The sequence below is a fragment of the Humibacter ginsengisoli genome, from assembly GCF_054780095.1.
In genome coordinates this window covers 334,163-355,389 of the sequence record NZ_BAAGWZ010000002.1, presented here as the reverse complement: position 1 = coordinate 355,389, position 21,227 = coordinate 334,163, and the positions used below count along the sequence as shown (strand labels likewise).

Annotated in this window: 18 protein-coding genes; 11 read left to right on the top strand and 7 right to left on the bottom strand. The window is 65.1% G+C overall.

The window, feature by feature from the left end:
- Positions 1 to 2: 2 nt before the first annotated feature.
- From ACYVI5_RS04005 to ACYVI5_RS03995, 3 genes are all read right to left on the bottom strand, one after another.
- Positions 3 to 1,766, bottom strand: a complete 1,764-nt coding sequence (locus ACYVI5_RS04005; protein ID WP_460579090.1) for an acetyl/propionyl/methylcrotonyl-CoA carboxylase subunit alpha — start codon at positions 1,764 to 1,766, stop codon at positions 3 to 5.
- Positions 1,767 to 1,868: 102 nt separating this feature from the next.
- Complete coding sequence (locus ACYVI5_RS04000; RefSeq protein ID WP_460530880.1) at positions 1,869 to 2,504, bottom strand: Maf family protein; 636 nt, start codon at positions 2,502 to 2,504, stop codon at positions 1,869 to 1,871.
- A gap of 41 nt (positions 2,505 to 2,545) precedes the next feature.
- Entirely contained in the window at positions 2,546 to 4,099 is a 1,554-nt protein-coding gene (locus ACYVI5_RS03995) for an LCP family protein (RefSeq protein ID WP_460579089.1), read from the bottom strand.
- 173 nt (positions 4,100 to 4,272) lie between these two features.
- Here ACYVI5_RS03995 and ACYVI5_RS03990 point away from each other — a divergent pair, with 173 nt between their 5' ends.
- The 4 genes from ACYVI5_RS03990 to ACYVI5_RS03975 are packed head-to-tail and all read left to right on the top strand — an operon-like array spanning position 4,273 to position 8,679.
- Positions 4,273 to 5,634, top strand: coding sequence for a class I SAM-dependent RNA methyltransferase (locus ACYVI5_RS03990; RefSeq protein WP_460579088.1), 1,362 nt, complete (start codon positions 4,273 to 4,275; stop codon positions 5,632 to 5,634).
- A gap of 39 nt (positions 5,635 to 5,673) precedes the next feature.
- Positions 5,674 to 6,351 carry a response regulator transcription factor gene (locus ACYVI5_RS03985; RefSeq protein WP_460530889.1) on the top strand — a complete coding sequence of 226 codons (678 nt, stop codon included), beginning with the start codon at positions 5,674 to 5,676 and terminating at the stop codon, positions 6,349 to 6,351.
- Between the two features lie 10 nt (positions 6,352 to 6,361).
- Positions 6,362 to 7,588: a sensor histidine kinase gene (locus ACYVI5_RS03980; protein ID WP_460579087.1), complete on the top strand. Its 1,227-nt coding sequence runs from the start codon at positions 6,362 to 6,364 to the stop codon at positions 7,586 to 7,588.
- Positions 7,585 to 8,679: a hypothetical protein gene (locus ACYVI5_RS03975; RefSeq protein ID WP_460579086.1), complete on the top strand. Its 1,095-nt coding sequence runs from the start codon at positions 7,585 to 7,587 to the stop codon at positions 8,677 to 8,679. Before ACYVI5_RS03980 ends, ACYVI5_RS03975 begins: the two co-directional genes overlap by 4 nt.
- A 291-nt stretch (positions 8,680 to 8,970) precedes the next feature.
- On the opposite strand, the gene ACYVI5_RS03970 is transcribed toward ACYVI5_RS03975, so the two are convergent.
- The 3 genes from ACYVI5_RS03970 to ACYVI5_RS03960 all read right to left on the bottom strand — a co-directional run bounded on the left by ACYVI5_RS03970 (position 8,971) and on the right by ACYVI5_RS03960 (position 12,937).
- Entirely contained in the window at positions 8,971 to 9,207 is a 237-nt protein-coding gene (locus ACYVI5_RS03970; protein WP_460579085.1) for an acyl-CoA carboxylase subunit epsilon, read from the bottom strand.
- Positions 9,208 to 9,257: 50 nt separating this feature from the next.
- Complete coding sequence (locus ACYVI5_RS03965; RefSeq protein WP_460531844.1) at positions 9,258 to 10,808, bottom strand: acyl-CoA carboxylase subunit beta; 1,551 nt, start codon at positions 10,806 to 10,808, stop codon at positions 9,258 to 9,260.
- A 167-nt stretch (positions 10,809 to 10,975) separates the two neighbouring features.
- Positions 10,976 to 12,937 (bottom strand): lysozyme, encoded by a 1,962-nt coding sequence (locus tag ACYVI5_RS03960; RefSeq protein ID WP_460579084.1) that lies wholly within the window; start codon positions 12,935 to 12,937, stop codon positions 10,976 to 10,978.
- 403 nt (positions 12,938 to 13,340) lie between these two features.
- On the opposite strand from ACYVI5_RS03960, the gene ACYVI5_RS03955 reads away from it, so the two are divergent.
- On the top strand, positions 13,341 to 14,120 hold the full coding sequence (locus ACYVI5_RS03955; RefSeq protein WP_460579083.1) for a biotin--[acetyl-CoA-carboxylase] ligase: 780 nt from the start codon (positions 13,341 to 13,343) through the stop codon (positions 14,118 to 14,120).
- Positions 14,121 to 14,127: 7 nt separating this feature from the next.
- Positions 14,128 to 14,667: a PH domain-containing protein gene (locus ACYVI5_RS03950; protein WP_460579082.1), complete on the top strand. Its 540-nt coding sequence runs from the start codon at positions 14,128 to 14,130 to the stop codon at positions 14,665 to 14,667.
- A 49-nt stretch (positions 14,668 to 14,716) separates the two neighbouring features.
- Here ACYVI5_RS03950 and ACYVI5_RS03945 read toward each other — a convergent pair whose 3' ends face one another.
- On the bottom strand, positions 14,717 to 15,289 hold the full coding sequence (locus tag ACYVI5_RS03945; protein ID WP_460579081.1) for a GtrA family protein: 573 nt from the start codon (positions 15,287 to 15,289) through the stop codon (positions 14,717 to 14,719).
- 201 nt (positions 15,290 to 15,490) lie between these two features.
- Between ACYVI5_RS03945 and ACYVI5_RS03940 the strand changes: the two genes are divergently transcribed.
- Genes ACYVI5_RS03940 through ACYVI5_RS03920 form a run of 5 tightly spaced genes read left to right on the top strand, consistent with a single transcriptional unit; the run spans position 15,491 to position 20,929 of the window.
- A complete protein-coding gene (locus ACYVI5_RS03940; RefSeq protein ID WP_460579080.1) occupies positions 15,491 to 16,627 on the top strand; it encodes a 5-(carboxyamino)imidazole ribonucleotide synthase in 1,137 nt (378 codons plus the stop codon).
- Between the two features lie 17 nt (positions 16,628 to 16,644).
- On the top strand, positions 16,645 to 17,157 hold the full coding sequence (purE, locus tag ACYVI5_RS03935) for a 5-(carboxyamino)imidazole ribonucleotide mutase (RefSeq protein WP_460579079.1): 513 nt from the start codon (positions 16,645 to 16,647) through the stop codon (positions 17,155 to 17,157).
- Complete coding sequence (locus ACYVI5_RS03930; protein ID WP_460579078.1) at positions 17,154 to 18,509, top strand: LCP family protein; 1,356 nt, start codon at positions 17,154 to 17,156, stop codon at positions 18,507 to 18,509. Before purE ends, ACYVI5_RS03930 begins: the two co-directional genes overlap by 4 nt.
- A complete protein-coding gene (locus ACYVI5_RS03925; protein WP_460579077.1) occupies positions 18,506 to 19,780 on the top strand; it encodes a lipopolysaccharide biosynthesis protein in 1,275 nt (424 codons plus the stop codon). Before ACYVI5_RS03930 ends, ACYVI5_RS03925 begins: the two co-directional genes overlap by 4 nt.
- Before the next feature lie 24 nt (positions 19,781 to 19,804).
- Positions 19,805 to 20,929 carry an acyltransferase family protein gene (locus ACYVI5_RS03920; RefSeq protein WP_460579076.1) on the top strand — a complete coding sequence of 375 codons (1,125 nt, stop codon included), beginning with the start codon at positions 19,805 to 19,807 and terminating at the stop codon, positions 20,927 to 20,929.
- Positions 20,930 to 21,227 lie beyond the last annotated feature (298 nt).

The window sequence follows — 21,227 nt, the reverse complement described above, 5'->3', positions numbered from 1 at the left end:
CGTCAGACGATGTTCAGCAGCAGGTGGCCGCTGGAGACCGTCGCGCCGACCTGCGCGTTGACATCCGTGACCGTGCCGTCCTTGTGAGCGGTGAGCGGCTGCTCCATCTTCATGGCCTCGAGCACGAGGATGAGATCGCCCTTCACCACCTGATCTCCCTCGCCGACCGCGAGCTTCACGACGGTGGCCTGCATCGGAGCGGTCACCGAGTCGCCGGTAGCGGTGGCGATCGCGTGCGAGGCGCCCTTGCGCTTCGGCGCGTGCCCGACCGTGGCGGTGCCGCCGCCCGCGATGAGCAGGTTCGTCGGCAGGCTCACCTCGACGCGCTTGCCGCCCACCTCGACGACCACGCTGTGCCGCGCCTCCGCCTCGGCCGGCTCGGTGGATTCGCCGCTCCACGGCTCCAGGTCGTTCACGAACTCGGTCTCGATCCAGCGCGTGTACACGCCGAACGGATGCCCGCCCTCTGGCGCGAACGCCGGGTCGCGCACGATCGCGCGGTGGAACGGCAGCACGGTGGCGAGGCCCGCGACCTCGAACTCGTCGAGGGCGCGACGTGACCGCTCCAGCGCCTCCTCGCGGGTGGCACCGGTGACGATGAGCTTGGCGAGCAGCGAGTCGAATGCGCCGGAGATCACGTCTCCGGACTGCACGCCGGAGTCGACCCGAACGCCCGGTCCAGACGCGGGCTTGAACACGTGCACCGGTCCGGGTGCCGGGAGGAAGCCGCGCCCCGGGTCCTCGCCGTTGATGCGGAACTCGAACGAGTGCGCGCGCGGCTCCGGGTCGTCGTAGTCGAGAACCCCGCCCTCAGCGATGCGGAACTGCTCGCGCACCAGGTCGATCCCGGTGACCTCTTCGGAGACCGGATGCTCGACCTGCAGTCGCGTGTTCACCTCGAGGAACGAGACGGTGCCGTCCTGCCCGATGAGGAATTCGCAGGTGCCGGCACCGAGGTATCCGACCTCCTTGAGAATCGCCTTCGACGAGGTGTACAGCTTCTCGCGCTGCTCGTCCGTGAGGAACGGCGCGGGCGCCTCCTCCACAAGCTTCTGGTGGCGACGCTGCAGGGAGCAGTCACGGGTGGAGACCACGACGACGTTGCCGTGGGCATCCGCGAGGCACTGCGTCTCGACGTGCCGGGGCTTGTCGAGGTACTTCTCCACGAAGCACTCGCCCCGCCCGAACGCCGCGATCGCCTCACGGGTGGCGGACTCGAAGAGCTCGGCGACCTCGTCGCGCTCGCGGGCCACCTTGAGACCGCGACCGCCGCCACCGAAGGCGGCCTTGATGGCCACGGGGAGCCCGTACTGGTCGACGAATTCGAGCACCTCGTCGGCGCCGCTGACCGGGTTCAGCGTTCCGGGGGCGAGCGGTGCGCCCACCTTCTCCGCGACGTGGCGGGCGGACACCTTGTCGCCGAGCCGCTCGATCGCCTCGGGACCAGGGCCGATCCAGATCAGGCCGGCATCGATGACGGCACGAGCGAAGTCGGCGTTCTCGGACAGGAACCCGTAGCCGGGGTGCACGGCGTTCGCGCCGGAGCGACGGCATACCGAGAGCAGCTTCTCGATCGAGAGGTAGGTCTCGGCACTGGTCGACCCGTCGAGCGCGTAGGCCTCGTCGGCGAGGCGTGCGTGCACGGCGTCCCGGTCCTGGTCCGCATACACCGCGACGGACGCGATTCCGCTGTCTCTGGCCGCTCGGATGACTCGCACAGCGATCTCGCCGCGGTTGGCAATCAGGACCTTCGAGATGTGTGGCACAGTCTTCAAGCCTATTGACGGCCCCCCTCGCGGTTTTGAATGCCGTACACAAACCTCGCCCTCAGGGCTTTCGGATGCCTACAACACGCGGCCCCGCGGCGCTCAGCTCCAGAGGTCGGTCCACTCGTAGCCGAGACGTTTCACGAGTGACCGAAGCGTGGAGAGCGAGAGTCCTACGACGGTGCTCGGATCGCCGTCCACCCTCGTGATGAACGGACCGCCGAGGCTGTCGATGGTGAACGCGCCCGCCACCTTCAGCGGCTCGCCGGTCGCGACGTAGGCGTCGATCTCCGTGTCGTCGATGTCGTCGGCGAACGTGACGGATGCCTCCGCCACCGCGCCAGCGGCTCCGTTCACCTTTCCGCCACTGTGATCGATCAGCCAGTGCCCGGAGTGCAGCACGCCCGTGCGCCCGCGCTGCGCGCGCCACCGCTCACGCGCCACGGATGGCTCGTGCGGCTTGCCGTAGATCACCCCGTCGACCTCGAACGCCGAGTCCCCGCCGAGGATGAGACCGTCGATCGGCTCGTCGTCGACGAGCGCTCCGACGACCGCCTCGGCCTTGGCCCTGGCGAGGAGCTGCACCATGTCTGCCGCGGCCAGCGGACCCTGCTCGGCCTCCGCCTCGGCGACCGTGGCCGGCTCGTCGACGCCGGGCGCGATCGTGAGCGGTTCGACGCCGGCAGATCGAAGGAGCGTCAACCGGGCGGGCGAGGTGGAGGCGAGGTAGAGGCGCACCCGACCATTGTGCCCGGCTCAGGCATCCGTCCGCGGGACCCCTAGTTCACGCAGGGGATGCCGGCCGACGACATCACGCCGTTCGTCCCGAACGTGTTCGACGGCGTGGGCGTCGACCCGGATGACGACCCGGACGACCCGGACGACGCCTTCGGCGAGCCGGAGGAGCCGGATGAGGGCTTCGGGCTCGGCGTCGACGAGGCATCCGATGCGGCGATGAGCTGCGCTGTCGTGGTGCGCACCTGGTTCAGGTCGACGAGGTTGACGTCTTGGCCGTCCTCCACGCCGAACGACGAGATCGGCAGCGTCTCGAAGCTCACTCCACCGCCGCCGAACTTCTTGGCGTCCGACGCGAGGCTGAGCAGGTCGAGGTTCGAGTCCACGGCGATGTCGTTCTTGACGGTGCCTAGCATCTTCTCCATCACGCTGAAGTCGTCGAACACGTTCTGGTGCTCGAGCTTGTTCGCCAGCGAGATGATGAACGCCTGCTGCCGCCGCTCCCTGTCGAGATCCGTGAGATTCACGGGGGAGTTCGTCGTGTCGCGCCGTTGACGCACGAACGCCACCGCCTGCTGCGCGTTGATCTCCTGGAGGCCCTTCACGAAGTTCGCACCGGAGTAGCTGTCGGCCGTTGCCTCGTTCAGGCACACCTGAATCGGCTGCACCGCTTCGGCGAGCTGGTAGAACGCGCCCATGGTCACCTCGACGAAGTGGTTGATCTTCACGTTCAGGAACTGCTCGACCGTCTTCACCTCCTCGACGCGCGCTGCGGAGCGTGCCTGCTGGTAGGCATCCGCACGCGAAAGACTCGGCTGCGTCTGCGTCAGATGGGTGAGCGTCTGGTCGAGCTGCAGGCCGTACGCCTGCTTGATCTTGCCCATGGATGCGCCGTCCGGCGCCCCCGGCAGGCTCACCCAGTCATCGCGCGGAATCGAGATGCCCACCGGATGCCCGCCACCAGCGGGTATGTGCAGCAGCATCAACACGTTCGAGTTGTATCCGCCGTCGTCCGCCGTACCGGCGTGTAGGGCGTTGTAAACGTCGGCGGGCAGCGGATTGCCGTTCTCGTCGAGCCGGCTGTCCAGCCCCATCACGAGGATGTTCGTCTCCGCGGTGTTCTGCACCGGACCGAGGCTCGTGCGGTGGATGCCCGTTGACAGCTGCTGGTACTGCGTGAACACGAAGATGCCGCCCGCGACGAGCACGGCCACGACCGCGGCGGCGATTCCGGCGATGATGCGCCGGCGCCGGAACGTGCGCTTGCGGCGGTCGGCGGGCGGCTTGGCCGGGTGGCCGGGCGACGGTTCTCGCGACGGGTCATCGGCAGCGTAGGCACGCGTCGTCGAGCGCCGACGTGGCTCGTGGAAGGGCTCGAGATACTCGTAGGGATCGCGAGGGCGTGGTGCCGGCGGCTGTCGCGGCGTTTCAGCGGGGGTGTTCGGCGCCTGCCGATTGCGAACCGGCGACGATGCCCGGCCCGAATCGGGCTGCACGGGCTGCCCGTCCCCGGATTGCCCGGACCTCGATTGCTTCGACCCGGAGACCCGCGCGATCTTGCGCGGGTCGATCGGCCGGCCGTTCTTGTAGTAGGTCACGCGCCCCCTCTCGTTCGACGCAGATTCCGACGGTAGCGGCCGCTTCTGGGCGCCCGGTGAACCGCGATGAGCGAACTCGCAGCGACCCATAGCGGCTCGCCGGGTGGATGTGCGGGCTCTCGCCTCGAAGCGGGGTAGGCGGGGCATCGCGCGCCGTATGCGACCATCGAAGGATGCCTCGACCTCCTCGCCGCCCCGCCCCGCGATCCTCCGCCGGCCGGCCTGCGCAGACCCGGCGACCCTCGAGGTCGACGACCGCTGTGCGCCGGGTCGCCAGCGATCCGGTCGAGTTGGAACTCGAGATCACGGGCGTCGCGCACGGCGGCGTGTTCGTCGCCCGGCACGAGGGCCGGGTGGTTTTCGTGAGCGACGCGCTTCCCGGTGAGCGGGTGCTCGCCCGGGTCTCTGACACCCGTCACGACCGGTTCTGGCGAGCCGAGACGGTGCGGGTGCTGCAGGCATCCGGGCATCGACGGCCGCATGTGTGGCAGGCGGCATCGGTGGAACGGGATCCAGACGACCGCGCAGGCGGCGCCGAGTTCGGGCACATCGACCTGCCGCATCAGCGCGAGCTGAAGCGGCAGGTGATCGCGGACGCGTTCTCCCGCATGGCCCGGCTCGACGAGGCTCCTGTCGTGGAGGCCGTGACCGGATCGGGCAAGCGGGTCGATGACGATCAGGAGGGCATCCGCTGGCGCACGAGAGTGCGGCTGCAAGTGGATGACGAGGGCAACGTCGGACCCTACGCGGCCCGCTCGCATCGCGTCGTGCCGGTCACCGATCTTCCGCTGGCGATCGAGGCGGTCGAGCGTGCCGCGCCGCTCGGTGAGCAGCAGAACCGCAGTGGAACCGTCGACATCGCCGTCACGAGCGAGGGTTTTGTCTCGGTGATCCGCCGGGATGCAGCGGGAGACACGGGCAGACGCCAGCAGACGGTGCACGAACGGGTCGGAGACCGCCGCTTCGCCCTCGACTCGACGGGGTTCTGGCAGGTGCACCGCAAGGCGCCGGAGGTGCTGACGCAGGCGGTGCAAGAGGCGGTCGATGAGTCGCTCTTCGACCCGCGCGCGTACAACCTCGACCTCTACGGCGGAGTGGGACTGTTCGCGGCCGCTGTCGCCGACCGCTTCGGTCCGACCACGCGCATCACGAGCGTGGAGTCCGACGAGAGCACCACGGATCACGCGGCATCCAACCTCGCCGAATGGATCGGCGCGCAGACCGTGACGGCACGCGTCGAGAAGTACCTGCGCGGCCTCGCCGACCGGGCATCCGCGGGGGAACGCGCCCGCCTGCGCGCCGGAACGGTCGTGCTCGACCCGCCGCGCAGCGGAGCTGGGCGAGAGGTCGTCGGCCTGCTGGCGTCGTTCGAGCCGGCACAGCTGGTGTACGTGGCGTGCGATCCGGTCGCCTTGGCACGTGATCTGGGCTGGTTCCGCGAACGCGGTTACGAACTGCGCACGGCACGCGCGTTCGACCTCTTCCCGAACACGCACCACGTCGAAGTCGTGGCGTCGCTGGTTCGCACGACCTAGGTCGGGGACCGGGCGCTCTACGTCGCTAGCATGAGTGCCATGGTGCGCGTGGGGATCGTCGACGACCATGAGTCCGTGCGCCTCGGTCTGCAGGCCGCCTGCCTTCAGGCCGGATACGACGTGCTGGCCGCCGGACCCACCGTGAGCGCCGTTCTGGATGCGCTGGCGGACGCCGATCCCGATGTGATCGTGCTCGATCTCTCGCTCGGCGACGGGTCGAGCATCACCGAGAACGTGAAGCGGGTTCAGGCCACCGGCGCGGGCGTTCTGGTGCACAGCATCGCCGACCAGGTGGCGAGCGTGCGGGAAGCGCTGGCCGCCGGCGCGGCGGGGGTCATCCCGAAATCCGCTCCCACCACCACCCTGATGGCGGCGATCAAGTCCGTCGCCGCCGGCGACGTGCTGAACAACCTGGAATGGGCCAGCGCGATCGACGCGGACAGCGAGTTCGCCAAGGCGCAGCTCGGGCGGCGCGAGCGCGACGTGCTGCATCTGTACGCATCCGGCCTGCCGTTGAAGGCGGTGGCCGAGCAGCTCGGTGTGGCCCACTCGACGGCTCGGGAGTACCTCGACCGGATCCGCACGAAGTACGTTCAGGTCGGACGCCCGGCGCCGACCAAGATGGACCTGCTGCGCCGTGCGGTCGAAGACGGCATCCTCCCCGGGCTGGCGCCCGAGTCATCCGGCGCATCGGGCGAGGCGGATGGCCGCCGCTGACCCTGCGGCCATGCCGGAGCTGCTGCCGGCGGCGACGCCGAGCCCGCTGACCAGGGCGCGAGTCGAACGTCTCGCAGCACGCGCCGTCGCCGGTTTCAGCTGGGTGTTCGCGCTGCAGGTCATCCCGGTCGCTATCGCGCAGTCGTCGCACCTGCGTCCCGCCTACACCACCGCGGTCGCCGCGGTGCTTCTGGTCTCGCTGGCCTGGCTGGGCATCGCCTCCATCGTGGGCCGCACCGTGCGCGTCGCCGCCATCACCCTGTGCGTCGGCTACCTTCTGGCGCTCGTGTTCTGGGAGCAAGGCATAGCGGATGCCTCCTACTTCGACGGCGTGCGGCCGTGGCTCTGGTATCTGCTCACGGTGTCGACCGCGTGCGCGGCGCTGGCCATGCCGTTCCTCCTTGCCGCCGTCTACACGATCGTCGCGCCGCTGCTCTACGGTGTCGTGCTCGCCCTCTCCGCCGGGGCGGGCGCGATCGAGATCGCCGTGCTGGACGCCCTCTACGCCGCGCTCTTCGCCTCGATCCTGCTGGCGATCATGACGATGCTGCGGCAGGCGGCGAGTCAGGTGGATGCCCGCCAGTCGACGGCGCTCGAACGTTACGAGGTCGCGGTGCGGGCTCACGCCCTCGAGGCGGAGCGTGTCGAGGTCGACGCCATCGTGCACGACAGCGTGCTCACGACCCTGCTCTCCGCGGCGGGCGCCCGCACGCCGGAGGCGATGGCCATCGCGGCGTCGATGGCGCAGGATGCGCTCGGTCACCTCGACACGTCCGCGCCGCTGGCCAGGCCCGGGCGTGCCCTCGATTCGATTCTCTGCAGCAGGCTTCGTGACCGCATCATCTCGGCCGCGCGATCGTTCACCGTGCCGTTCTCGATCGTGCCGCGCGGCCGGGGCGACGTGCTGATCCCGGTCAGCGTCGCCGAGGCGCTCTACTCCGCAACCGTGCAGGCCATGGTGAACAGCGCGCAGCACGCCGGGGGAGTGCTGGTGCGACGCAGTCTTCGGGTTGAGGCGACCGACGACGGCGGCGTGCTCATCGTGGTGGCGGATGACGGCCACGGCTTCGAGCTCGACTCCATCCCGCCCGAGCGGCTCGGCCTGGAGGTCTCGATCAAGGAGCGCGTGGCGCTCGCCGGCGGCGTGGCATCCGTGGAGTCCGCACCGGGTGAGGGCACCAGCGTGCGGTTGGTGTGGCATCCGGAGCCGGATGTCGCGGGAGAGGAGCGTCTGTGATCGCCGTCTCCCGTGGTGTGCTCGTTACCCTGGCCGCGCTGTTCTCCGTCTACCACGTGGTGCTCGGCATCACGTCGATGTCGATGTATCGGCATCCGGCTCCGGTGATCGTCGCCATCGCGCTCTATGCCGCGGCGACGGCGCTGTCGCTGGCGAGACCCTCCCGCATCGTGCTACCGGCGTGGGTCGCCGCCTTCGATCTTGCCGTCTGCGTCGCCGTGCCTGTGCTGGTCGCCAGCCAGCTGGACCTCGCACGCGAAAACGGATACGCCACCTGGTACGTGGCGGCCATCGGCACGCTCATGACGATCGTGGTGGTGCGCAGGCGTAACGTCTTCGCCTGGGTCGGCATCGCCTTCCTCGTGGCGCACACCGTCGTCGTCGCCGGGTTCGCCGCGCTCGCCGCCCTCGGCGTCATCGGAAGCGTGGTCTGGGTGGCGGCCGCGGCCGTCGTCACCAGGGCGCTCGGAAGCATGGCTCGGGATGCCTCACGGTTCGCCCGCGCCGAGCGCCAGGTCGTCGAGTGGCACGCGGAGCAGGAGGCGCACGTCGTGGAGCGCCAGCGCCGCCTGGACGAGACGTATCAACGTGCCGCCCCTCTGCTCATCCGCATCGTGGAGAGCGGTGGGATGCTCACCGAAGACGAACGCGCGGAGTGCCTGCTCCTGGAGGCGGGGATGCGCGACGAGATCAGGGGCCGCGCACTGCTCGACGATGGAGTGCGCGAGCAGGTGCTCGCAGCGCGGCGACGTGGCGCCAACGTCGTGCTTCTCGACGACGGCGGACTGGACGGCCTCGACGAGCAGGAGCTGCAGCGCATCCACACCCGTCTCGCCGAAGCCCTGCAGGGTTCCCTGGCCGACAAGTTCGTGGTGCGTACCGTGCAGACCGGGTCACCCGTCGCCGTGACGGTGGTCGGGCTGCGTTCGAGCCCTCCGGATGCCGTCCCCGGCGATGGAGTGGGACCGCGCGACGCCCACGACACGGCTTCCGCAGAGTCGGAGGGCGCCGACGACGAGGTCGAGCTGTGGCTGGAGATCCCGCGTCGCGAGGACGCCGCCGCGGAAACATCGGAGGGCGCCGGTCCTTGACCGACGCCCTCCGGAAGCCCCGAGTCGGGGCGACAACCCGAATATCGCCCCGACTCGCCCCCAAAACACTCGCCCGCTTACCCTAGTCGGCGAATGAATGGCGGTGAATCTCACATGAGAGACACCTAGCAACATCAATAATGTGCCCGATCCCGCAAGAGGGAAAGTCGTCATTTAGGGGGACAATCGGGGGACAAAATCGCCGGGCTCATGGGAGCGGACGGGTCTTCGCGCCCCATTTCGGGGTACAAATCCGATGCGCGAGGCACGTAGGCAGGCCGTCGGGGCGCTTCAGCCCCAGCTCCGCCACGTGCCAGGGCCGCGCACCAGTGGCTGGCGCAGGCCACGCTGGCTGCGCTGCCACCCATTCGTGTCGGCGTCCGGCGTCGGCTGCTGTGCCGCGGCCTGCTCACGCAGAGCGGACGTCAGCACGGCAGTGACGGCGGCGATCTCGTCTTCGGAGAGCCCCTTGGTGTGGAACACGAACTGCGAGGCATCCACCTCTGGCTGCGTGCTGTGCTTGGCCATGGACGCCTCCTCTCAGTCCCGGCCCACGCTGCTGGCCGACGGTGTCACGATCACAGCGGGATGTTTCCGTGCTTCTTCGGTGGCTGCGTCGCGCGCTTGGCGCGCAGCGCCCGCAGGGACTTGATCACCCCGATGCGTGTGGCGGCCGGTTCGATGATGCCGTCCAGCTCGCCGCGCTCGGCTGCGAGGAATGGGGATGCGACGTTGTAGAGGTACTCGTTCGCGAGCTTGGTGCGCACGGCCGCAACATCCTCGCCCGACTCCTCCGCCTTCTTGATCTCGCTGCGATACAGGATGTTCACCGCGCCCTGCCCGCCCATCACGGCGATCTCCGCGGTCGGCCAGGCGAGGTTGATGTCGGCGCCGAGCTGCTTGGAGCCCATGACGATGTAGGCACCGCCGTAGGCCTTGCGGGTGATGACGGTGACGAGCGGCACCGTCGCCTCCGCGTACGCGTAGAGCAGCTTGGCGCCGCGACGGATGACGCCGGTCCATTCCTGGTCGGTGCCGGGCAGGTATCCGGGCACATCGACGAGCGTGAGGATCGGGATCGAGAACGCGTCGCAGAACCGCACGAATCGCGCCGCCTTCTCGCCGGCGTCGATGTTGAGCGTGCCCGCCATCGCGTTCGGCTGGTTCGCGATGATGCCGACCGAGCGGCCCTCCACCCGCGCGAAGCCGATCACGATGTTCGGCGCGAACAGCGGCTGGATCTCGAGGAAGTCGCCGTCGTCGACGATGTGCTCGATGATCGAGGTCACATCGTACGGCTGGTTCGGGGAATCGGGGATGATCTCGTTGAGTCGGCGGTCGGCATCCGTGATCTCCAGCTCGGCCTCTGCCTCGTAGACCGGCGGATCGGTGAGGTTGTTGTCGGGCAGAAAGCTGATCAGTGCACGACCGAACTCAAGAGCATCCTGCTCGTCGGATGCCAGGTAGTGGCTCACGCCCGAGATCTTGTTGTGCGTGAGTGCGCCGCCGAGCTCCTCGAAGCCGACGTCTTCGCCGGTGACCGTCTTGATCACATCCGGCCCGGTGACGAACATATGGCTCGACTTGTCGACCATGATGACGAAGTCGGTGAGCGCGGGCGAGTACACCGCACCGCCGGCGGCAGGACCCATCACGATGGAGATCTGCGGGATGACACCGGATGCTTGCGTGTTGCGGCGGAAGATCTCGCCGTACTTGCCGAGCGCGACGACACCCTCCTGAATGCGAGCTCCACCCGAGTCGAGGATGCCGATCATGGGCACGCCGGTCTTCAGGGCGTGGTCCATCACCTTGATGATCTTCTCGCCCGCGACCTCGCCGAGGGACCCGCCGAAGATCGTGAAGTCCTGGCTGAACACGGCGACGTTGCGCCCGTGGATGGTGCCGATGCCCGTGATGACCGAGTCGCCGTAGGGGCGCTTGTTCTCCATGCCGAACGCGTGAGTGCGGTGACGCACGAATTCGTCGAACTCGACGAAGGAGCCGGGGTCGAGAAGAAGCTTGATGCGCTCTCGTGCGGTCAGCTTGCCCTTGGCGTGCTGCTTCTCGATGGCGGCCTGTCCGCTAGCCGTCACGGCCTCGTGATAGCGAACCTTGAGGTCAGCGATGCGGCCGGCGGTCGTCGTGTCGACGACGCTCTCGTTCTGTGTCGTGTCGTTCTGGGCCTCGGCGGCACCGGTGGCGTCGGAGGTGGAGATGTCGGTCACCCGTTCACTTTACAAGCAGGAGTTCGGGGCACTTCGTTGACGGAAGTGCACAAAAAGTCCGACTCGAATCACACGTCTGCGCCGAACGTGAACTGCCCCTTCAGCGACGGAGACACTTTCTCGATGTGAGGCAATGCGCCGCCTCCGAGATTCAGGAGCGTCTGGTAGGCGAGGATGTGGTGCAGTTGCCCAGACTTGTACTCGTACACCTCTGGAAGCCCCGTGAACTGGACGGCGTCCCCGTCGGCCAGCACTGGAATGCCAATCGGCACGAGCGCTGCGGTCCCTGGACGCCAGGACATTATTGTCAGTCCGCGATACCCGTTTAGCGTGAGCAGCGTCGAGTAATCCACGACATGGCGTAGCGAGTTTGCGCTCAGCTGATACACGTCTCCTGTGCCCTTGATCTCAACGAAGAGCGGCGCCGCCGTCGATGCGAGAGACTTTGGCAGGAGGCCGCAGGATGCAGGCGGCAAGCTCGTGGGGGTCAGCCCGCCGATATCTGATCCAGAAACCTGCACGGCCTGACCACCCGACGCGACATACGTCGTTCCTGCGCAAGTCACCGCAGCTGTCAACGATCCGCTCGTCACTGTGAGGTTAGCCAGCGACCCATTCGGCACCGTATCGAAGCCCGAGTTGCCGAAGAGGTCCTGGGTGAGGTCAAAGCTTGGTAGGTAGATGACCGTGTGGTCGTCGGTTGCCAGATAAACCTTCGACGTGTCTGCCTCGGTCATGGGGAAGCCCGGTGCCAAGTAGACAGGCCCGGTGCTCAACTGATTAGCTCCGCTGCCAGACATTTGCATGACGGGCGCACCTCCAGCGGCGAAGTAGGCGCGCGGCGAGGGTAGATAGCGCTTCGTCGTGCCATCAATGAGGTACGTCTGCGGGGCGTCCTCAATGCGAAAGAAGTTGCCCACCTCTGCGCCGGTCGTGAACGCCGCCAGTTGGGCCGTATCTAAATCCGTATACGAGGAGAAGACATAGCCGTACGACGCGACCAACGCTGCAGTTGGGAAACGATGTTTCGTCCCGTCGTCCTGCAGCAGGTAGAGAACTCCCGCCGAAGGATCGTGCACATACCGAGTCGCATCACTGCCCGTGGGCATACTCGAGATCACGGAAGGGTCGACCTGCGTAACTGTTCCAAGCCGAGATGCAAAGACAACGTAGTCGGAATAGTTGAGGATGTGGTGCTTCTGTCCTCCGCTCAGTAAGTACACCGCTGAGTCGCCGGTGCCTTGCACCAGGCTCGCTCCTCGCGCGAACGACTCTAGTGAGACACCGGGACCGTTGAAGACATCTGTGTCGACGTTCTTGCCGTTTAAGTCGAGAACGGTCCCCGAGGAACTGCTCCATTGCCAGAACGTGTAGTTGCTCCAACCGGCTGGAAGGGTACCAGGCCCGCTCGATGGACTTGATACGTAACGTGCGATAAAAAGTGGGTTAGCGGCGAGAGCCGGTGAATTTCCGGTGCAGGTTGTCCACCAATCGGTGGTCGAGTAGATGACGGGTAGCCTCCCCGTCCGTTGCGCCACAGTATTCGAGAAATCCAAAATCCACGAGACCATCGCGCTTTGGCTCAGGCCGTAGCACGTCCCTCCGGTGCCGGGGTAAGGGTTGTACTCGATGTCAAGCATTGGGGGTAGCGTGCGGCCGTCCGCGGACCAGCCGCCGCCGTTGTTCACAAAGTAGTTTGCTTGGGCGGACCCGGAAGACGTGTTTGGAGTCGCGAAGTGGTATGCGCCATGAGACATACCCGCGTTATACGAGTCCGTGTACTGAGCCGGAAACTCCTCGCTCGCATAGTCAGTGCCTTCGGTAGCTTTGACGTACGCGAACCTGATACCCGATGCGTACATCGAGGCCCAGCTGGAGGCGTTGAGCGTTTGCCATCCGCTGACATCGACCCCGTTGGTGTAGGTCGTAGTCGCCAGCATCCGGGCGTTGACGCGCGGCGCTTTCGCCCATGTCTCCCGGTCGCTTTGAGGGATGGTGGAGCCCATCGTGTGATTGCGTGCAGCATTCATTTCTGCAAGTGAAGGCTGCGCTTCGGTGCTAGCCGCAGGAGAATTGGTCCCGCCTGTATTGGTTGTGGGTTGTGGTGTCGCGGTCTGCTGCGATTCCGAAGCTGGTGGCCGGCCCGTGTCAACATCTGAGACGGGGTCGCTCGATGCTGACGATACTGGGGCGTTAGCGGTGCCAGCCGACGTTGGGCTCCAAGTACTTGAGGTTTGTTCGGCGAACGCATCCTGAACGCCAAACGCTGACGAAACGAGGAACGCTATCCCGGCGACGACGGCAAACGGAGCGCGACGCCTAAGACGGTCTTTGTATTTCATCGGTTTCCCCCTGCAACGCGACGATGACGCAATGTTTCAAGCTTATGTTGAATGTTGAACTTGCACATCATCAGAATCGAAACGATTTAACATGAAACTTCACCGGTCCACAGGGCACGCCACGCGCTTGATTTTGCTCGACAAGGCTCGATCCACAAACGACGAACTGATGCAGAGGGTGTTGGGAGACGAGAGGATCGAAGCCTGGCCCGAGTTCAGCGTTCTCGTCACCGACAACCAAACCGCTGGACGTGGTCGACTCGGACGAGCCTGGGTCGCTCCGGTAGGAACGATGCTTGCGATTTCCGTCCTCTTGCGTCCTGAGAAGGCGGGAATCCGAGCTGCAGGTGCCACGAGCTGGGTACCGCTCATCGCCGGTTTGGCAATGACGAGGGCTCTCGCCGCTCTTGGCGCGCCGACTGAGTTGAAATGGCCGAACGATGTGCTGATCGACGGACGCAAGGTCTGTGGCATCCTCGCCGAGGCACAGCCTGGCGACACGATCATCGTCGGCTCGGGCGTGAATCTCACGGTCACCGCAGACGATCTGCCCGTGCCGACAGCGACCTCGATGCTGATTGCTGGCGCCGAGACCGACGCGGATGCCGTGCTCGCCTCGTATCTGAAGGAGCTTCGCGAGCTCTACCGGCGTTTCGCGGCAGCCGGAGGCGACGCGGATGCCTCGGGAATACGGGCCGCCGTGACCCAAGAATGCTCGACCCTTGGCCGCACTGTTCGAGTGCAACTCCCCGGAGACGAGGATCTGATCGGCACCGCCAAGGAACTGGATGCCAACGGCCGCCTCGTCGTCGAGGCGAGTGGGCGGCTCACGGCGGTCTCCGCGGGAGATGTGACCCACCTGCGGTATTAATGGGCCTATGGCGCTGAGCGACGGATACGGCGTGCCGCCTGCCGAGCGCGTCGTGGCACGGCTGCGCCAGCATGCCCGCAGGATGTTCTGGCCCTCGGTCGCTTTGATCCTCATCTGCGGGGCGGCTGCGTACCTCGGGTCAGCATTCAGCGGATGGATCGGCCTGGCCATCTGGGCTGCGGCGCTGTTGCTGGCGATCTTCCTGTTCCTGCTGCCGTTGGGCAGCTGGCTCACGACCCGCTACACAGTGACCACGCGTCGGCTCATCGTGCGTAGCGGTCTCTTCGTGCGGGAGCGCCGCGAGCTACTGCATAGCCGCGGCTACACCGTCACGCTCCGTACCTCGTGGTTACAGAGCCTCTTCCGAAGCGGAACGATCGTCATCGGCGCGATGGATCAGAAGACTGTCGCACGACTGCGAGACGTTCCGCATGCCGAAGTTGTTACCGAGGCGTTGCACGACCTGATGGAGAACAGCCAGCGCCTCTACGCAACGGGATGGCCGACGGGAAGCCTACTTCCAGACCAGGCCGAGCAGCGGAACTGATCCAAGAGACCAGAGTCAACTAATCGGATGAATCGTCGCTGCCAAGTGCCTAATCGGCAGGCGGACTCTCGATCTGACTGAGTTGGCCCGTGATTCCGCGCCTCCCGTTGCTGGTCTCATCCAAAGAGCGCGCTGCTGCGCGCCTCGGCGAGTACACCCAGAACTTGTAGAGCACGTAGCGCACTACGGTGCCGAGCACGAGGCCGACCACGTTGCTGGCGATATTGTCAGCAAGCAGTGAGTGGAACCCGAGCACATAGCGCGAGACGCCGATGCACATCAATGGAACGAGCATCCCGAGAAGGCTCGCCGCGAAGAACTCGAGACCCTCGCGGGCAGTGTTTTGCTGACGCTCCCCAGCGAACGCCCAGTACCGATTCCCCAGCCAATTGACGATGATCGCGACGAGCGTCGCGACGAGCGTCGCGAGCAGCGGACCGTGCGGCATGGTCACCGGATTGAAGACCGTGAGCCAGAGGCCATTGAAGACCGCGAAGTTCACAACGACGCCGACGCCGCCGACGGCTCCGAACTTGATGAGTTGAAGCAACTGAGGCAACCAGTGAACTCGAAAGCCAGCACCGGCCCGATCGGTACCAGTGACCTCTTCAGTCTGAGCCATGAGGCGACGCTTCCTGCTCGCAGTTCGTCGTAAGCCGCAGCTCTTGCGAGCTCAACGGATGCACGCTGAGCGTAGCCAAGGCACTTGTGAGCGACCTAGCACTTGGCTGGAGACTGTGAGTAGCCGCACAGACTGAGCTGTCCAGGACGCAGAGCGGACTGCGGCACATCCGCACGACAGTACGAACGTTAGGCTTTCACGGTGGCCAAGACAGTCGGTGTGATCGGTGGCGGACAGCTCGCACGGATGATGATCCCCGCAGCGCTCGAGCTGGGCGTGAGCATCCGCGTTCTCGCCGAAACAGAGGGCATGTCCGCGTCGATCGCCGCTTCGGCCGTCGGTGACTACCGCGATCTCGACACCGTGTTGGAGTTCGCGCGCACGGTCGACGTCGTCACCTTCGACCACGAGCACGTCCCGCAGCCGGTGCTTCGCGCACTCGTCGACGAAGGCATCCCGGTTCACCCGGGTCCCGATGCGCTCCAGTACGCCCAGGACAAACTGCTCATGCGGCAGAAGCTGTCGGAACTCGGGGTCCCGGTGCCCGACTGGGCTGCGGTCGAGGATCCGGAGCAGCTGGACGCTTTCCTTAAGGACCATGACGGCCGAGCGGTCGTCAAGACGGCCCGCGGAGGGTACGACGGCAAGGGCGTTCGCGTAATCGGCGGCCCGACAGAGGTGGACGACTGGTTCGCCGCGCTTGCCGAAGATGGTAATGGCGGATCACTGCTGGTCGAGGAACTCGTGGACTTCCGTCGCGAGCTCGCGCAGCAGGTGGCACGGCGGCCTTCGGGCGACATCGTTCCGTGGCCCGTTGTGGAGACCGTGCAACGTGACGGTGTCTGTGCTGAGGTCGTGGCGCCCGCACCCGGGTCAGCGGGCCGCGTCGGGGAGGTCAGCGAAGACATCGCGTTCCGCATCGCCGAGGGCCTCGACGTGACGGGAGCCCTAGCAGTTGAACTCTTCGAGACTCGCGACGGCCGTGTGCTCGTCAACGAGCTGGCCATGCGCCCACACAACAGTGGCCACTGGACGATCGATGGCTCGACCACGAGTCAGTTCGAACAGCACCTGCGCGCCGTGCTCGACCTGCCGCTGGGTGCGACGGGCACTCTGCGACCGTGGTCGATGATGATCAACGTGCTTGGAGGGCCGGAGGGTGCGACTATGCCGGACCGGTACGCGGAGGCCATGCGCGAGCATCCCACCGCGAAGTTCCACAGCTACGAGAAGGAGTCACGGCCGGGCCGCAAGGTCGGGCACGTTACGGTGTGCGGAGACGACCTCGACGAGGTCGCGTACCAGGCGCGTGGCGCAGCGGCGTTCTTCGACGAGTGACACCTAGCCTGGGTTTCATGCCCAGCGTGAACTCCACTGAGCCTCCAGTCGTCTCGATCGTGATGGGGTCTGATTCGGACTGGGCCACCATGAAGGCGGCTGGTGAGGCACTGGCCGAATTCGGTGTGCCCTACGAGGTCGAGGTCGTCTCTGCGCATCGCACGCCGGAGAAGATGATCGCGTTCGGAAAGGATGCCGCATCGCGCGGCATCAAAGTCATTGTGGCGGGCGCGGGTGGTGCTGCTGCGCTCCCGGGAATGCTGGCCTCTGTGACAACCTTGCCGGTCGTCGGCGTGCCCGTGCCGCTCGCGAAGCTGGACGGCCTGGACTCACTGTTGTCCATCGTGCAGATGCCGGCCGGGATCCCGGTCGCCACCGTCGCCATAGGCGGGGCGAAGAACGCAGGAATCCTCGCCGCGCGCATCCTGGCGACGAGTGACGCCGCACTCGCAGGCAAGCTCGCGGACTATGCCGCCGGCCTCATCGACCTCGTGGAACAAAAGAACTCCGACCTGCACCAGACGCTATGACCATCGCCAACCCGATCCGGTATCCGAACGCCGGCTCCCGCGACGTGATGACGCGCAGGGGCTGGTGGCTCGTCGCGCTCAATCTGCTCATGCCGGGCAGCGCACAGGTGCTCGCCGGCAACCGCAAGTTGGGGCGTTTCGGTCTCGTCACGACGTTCGTCCTCTGGCTCGCCGCGCTCGCGATCTTCATCGTCTACCTGGTGAAGCCGACCGCCGTCGTCGGGTTCTTCACGCAGACGCTCGCGCTGTCGGTGCTTCAGGTCCTCCTCGTGCTGTATGCGCTCCTCTGGGTGGTGCTGACGCTCGACACGCTGCGGCTCGTGCGCCTGGTGAAGGCACACCCACCGGCGCGGGCGGGCATCGCCGCGTTCGCCGTCGCCCTTCTCGTCGTGGTGTCTGGCACGGCGGCGTACGGCGCAGTGCTAGCGGGATCCGCGCGCGGCGCGCTCTCGGGGATCTTCTCGGCGGCGGCATCCGAACCACCCGTCGACGGTCGGTACAACATCATGCTGCTCGGTGGTGACGCTGGGCCAGGCAGAGACGGGATGCGGCCCGACAGCATGTCGGTGCTCAGCATCGATGCGAACACGGGGCAGGCCGTCTCGATCGGCGTACCCCGTGACCTCGATCCCGTGCCGTTCAGCGACGGGTCGCCGATGCAGAAGATCTACCCCGACGGCTACGGCTACAACGACAACTGCGACGTCGACGTGTGCCAGCTGAACTCCATCTACACCGAGGTCGAGCTCTACAAGGCGAAGCTGTATCCCAACGCCTCGAAGCAGAACAGCCAGCCTGGCATCGAAGCGATGCGTGATGCCCTTGAAGGCGTCACGGGGCTCAAGATCCAGTACTACGTGCTCATCGACATGGAGGGCTTCGCTCAAATGGTGGATGCCCTCGGTGGTGTGCAGATCGACGTCAAGGAGAAGCTTCCCATCGGCGGCGACGCGCAGGGCAACGGAGTCACGGGCTGGATTTACCCGGGCGATCAGCACATGAACGGATACACCGCGCAGTGGTACGCACGTTCACGGGAGTCCACCAGCGACTACGACCGCATGGCCAGGCAGCGTATTCTCGAAGATGCCATTCTCAAGCAGTTCACGCCGATCAACGTCGTGACGAAGTTCCAGGACATCGCCAAGGCAGGCCAGCAGGTGATGAAGACGGATATTCCGCAGTCGATGCTCGGATACTTCGTGGATCTAGGCATGAAGACCCGGCAGTTGCCCGTACAGAACCTCGAACTGGTGCCGCCCACGGTGGACCCGACCGATCCGAACTACGACCAGATCCACTCGCTCGTGCAGAAAGCGGTAACACCGCCGACAGCGACGCCGAAGCCGTGACCAATAACCCTGACGAAGATCGAGGATCTTCACCCCATCGATCGCTTGCGCGCCGATTTTTCGGCTTTACGACAATCCCTCTGATTTCTTTCGTCGCCCCGCTGGTGGTGCTACCCATTATTGCCCGGATCGGAGGGGTTGATGGTTGGGCAAGCATCGGCATCGGTCAGTCTCTCGGCGCATTCGGCACCTTTACTACAAGTTTCGGATGGAACGTGGTCGGCAGTGCGCGCGTAGCGCTCGAGAAAAGCGGTGATGCTCGAAAGGTGATCTACGCGCAAAGCTTGTGGATGCGTGGGACGATGTTCGTCCTCACGTCTATTGTCCTCGGTGCCATTGCTTTCGGAATATCGGCACCCCAGTTCCGTATGGTTGGCGCTCTGACAGCAGTCGCGACGGCTCTCTCCGGCATGACGGTCTCGTGGTACGGAGTTGGTAGTTCGCGCCCGAGCCTGGTGATGAAATTCGAGTCCATCCCTGTAGCGCTTTCGATGGCGCTAGCGATTCCTGTTCTGCTGATTACGAGGGAACTCATCGTCTATCCAGCGTTGCTCATCGCCGGCACAATTGTCGGATTGGTCCTCATGCATCGTTCGCTGTTTCGCGACGCGCGCGCGCCAAGGATTCGAGATCTCGAACTCGGCCATGCGTTCCGAAGAAATCTGGCGCCGGCACTCGTGGATATCACTGGGGGCGGCTACGCCTCAGCGCCCGTCCCAGCAACGCGTGTCGTCGACGGTATCTCAGCTGCAGCCGGTGTTGCCTCCGCAGACCGGATCTATCGGTTTGGACTAGTCGCGGTCGTCGTGTTAGGGAATTCTCTGCAAGGCTGGGTACTTGAGCTGCCGCGCGGCGCTCCCCGATACTTACGGCACTGCATCAGCATTGCAGCCCACATCGTGCTCGGTTTGATCGGCTTCATAGTTCTCGCTTTTGGCGGTGAGTTGCTCGCCACCCTGCTTCTGGGCCCTGACGTTGTTCCAATCAGTGCCGTCTTCATCTGGTACGGAATCGCCTACTTTTGGATCTCCGTATCGACGCCGTTGATGCGCAACGTGCTGATCCCGGCCGAGCGGACCTCGGTCGTCCTATCGGCGACCCTCGCGTCGGCGATCCTGGGAATCGGAGGAATGCTTGTATTGGGCATAGCCTTCGGCCCGGCGGGCGTCGCCGCCGCGCTCGCCCTGAGCGAGTTCATCATCGTGGCCGTGCTTGCCTGGCCAGCGACGACCCTGATTCTCCGAGATCGACGTTCTCAACGTGTGCCATAGCTGGAGATCACCTAGGATGCTTCTGTGTTCCAAACGAAGGCCCGCGCGACCGCACGCTATTTCGCAGCCTCGCTGTACTCGCGTTCCGACTTCCTAGGATTTCGCCACTTTCGAGGATTTGATGGTGTGCGTGCAATAGCCGCCCTCATGGTCGTAGCTTTCCATTTCGGTGGTGTGCATTTTGCCTTTCTAAGCGGTTGGCTCGGTGTACATCTCTTCTTCGTTCTTTCGGGATTCTTGATCACGACTCTCTTGCTTCGGGAAGAGGACCGCAGTGGCAAGGTCTCCCTCGCCAATTTCTACATTCGCAGAGCTTTCCGTATCCTTCCTGCTTACTACGTCGCGCTTGGGGCGACGGCCGCGTACCTTGTTGCTATCGGCGCCGCCGCCGGGGCCGGTGTATTTCGATCGCTTCCGTATTATGCTTCCTTTCTGCCCGAGTTCGCACCCACGGGATACTTTGGTCATTCATGGACACTCGGCATTGAGCAGAAGTTTTATCTTCTTTGGCCGATACTCGGCTTCACACTCCTTCTTCACGTTCGGAGAGAAACGGTTTGGCGCCTCGTTATCCTGCTCGCACTAGGGATGGCGGCATTCATCTACCCCGGCATTCTTGTTCATTACGTCGTGATCGGAATGGGTGCGACACTTGCGATTCTCATGAACTCTTCCCATGGTTTTCGGATCGTACGGTTTCTTACTGTCCGGTGGGTCGCAGCAACTGCCCTTCTCGTGCTTGTCGCCATGCAGCTTATGGCTGGTTGGTTGTCGATTTATTGGGGGTCGCAAATACCAGTCGTCTTCTTGTACGGTCTGGCAGCAGCCCTGAGCCTGCCCGGGCTTGTGGCGGCCTCACGAACAACCAGGGTGCTCTCCTGGACTCCTCTGAAATGGCTGGGTGAACGGTCATATTCGATCTACTTAGTCCAATTCCTGGCTGGATACGTCGTGACGGCGGTCTTATCCATGGCTGGTTTCGGGCTCACCAAGGCGATCTTGGTCGCGGCCGTTTCCGCGGCTATCGCGGATCTGATTTATCGCGGAATCGAATCGCCGGCGATCGGTATTGGCAAGCGGATTACGCAACGACGATCGAAGCGGATCAACGCGTCGATCCAATCAGAGGTTGTAAAGCAGATCGCTTGAGCGGCTGAGGTCCTTGCCCTCTATCGGATCCTGATGGTAACTAGGGAGATCGACGCTCCGAGGTGCCACACGCGACGGGCGGAGTCTGGAAACGGTTCCGAGTTCAGCTCGGCCTCGTTCACAGCGAGGAATACGGCGACGTCGAAGTACGGCGTTGTGTAGCAGCCCTGGACGATTCTCGGGTGTACTCGACGAACTCGAGGAAGCCGATGACGGCTGCGATCGAGCACACGCTGATTCGAATCGTGGACGCGACGGACGACATGAGGCTTCATGGCCGAGGCGGGTTGCCGAGGAA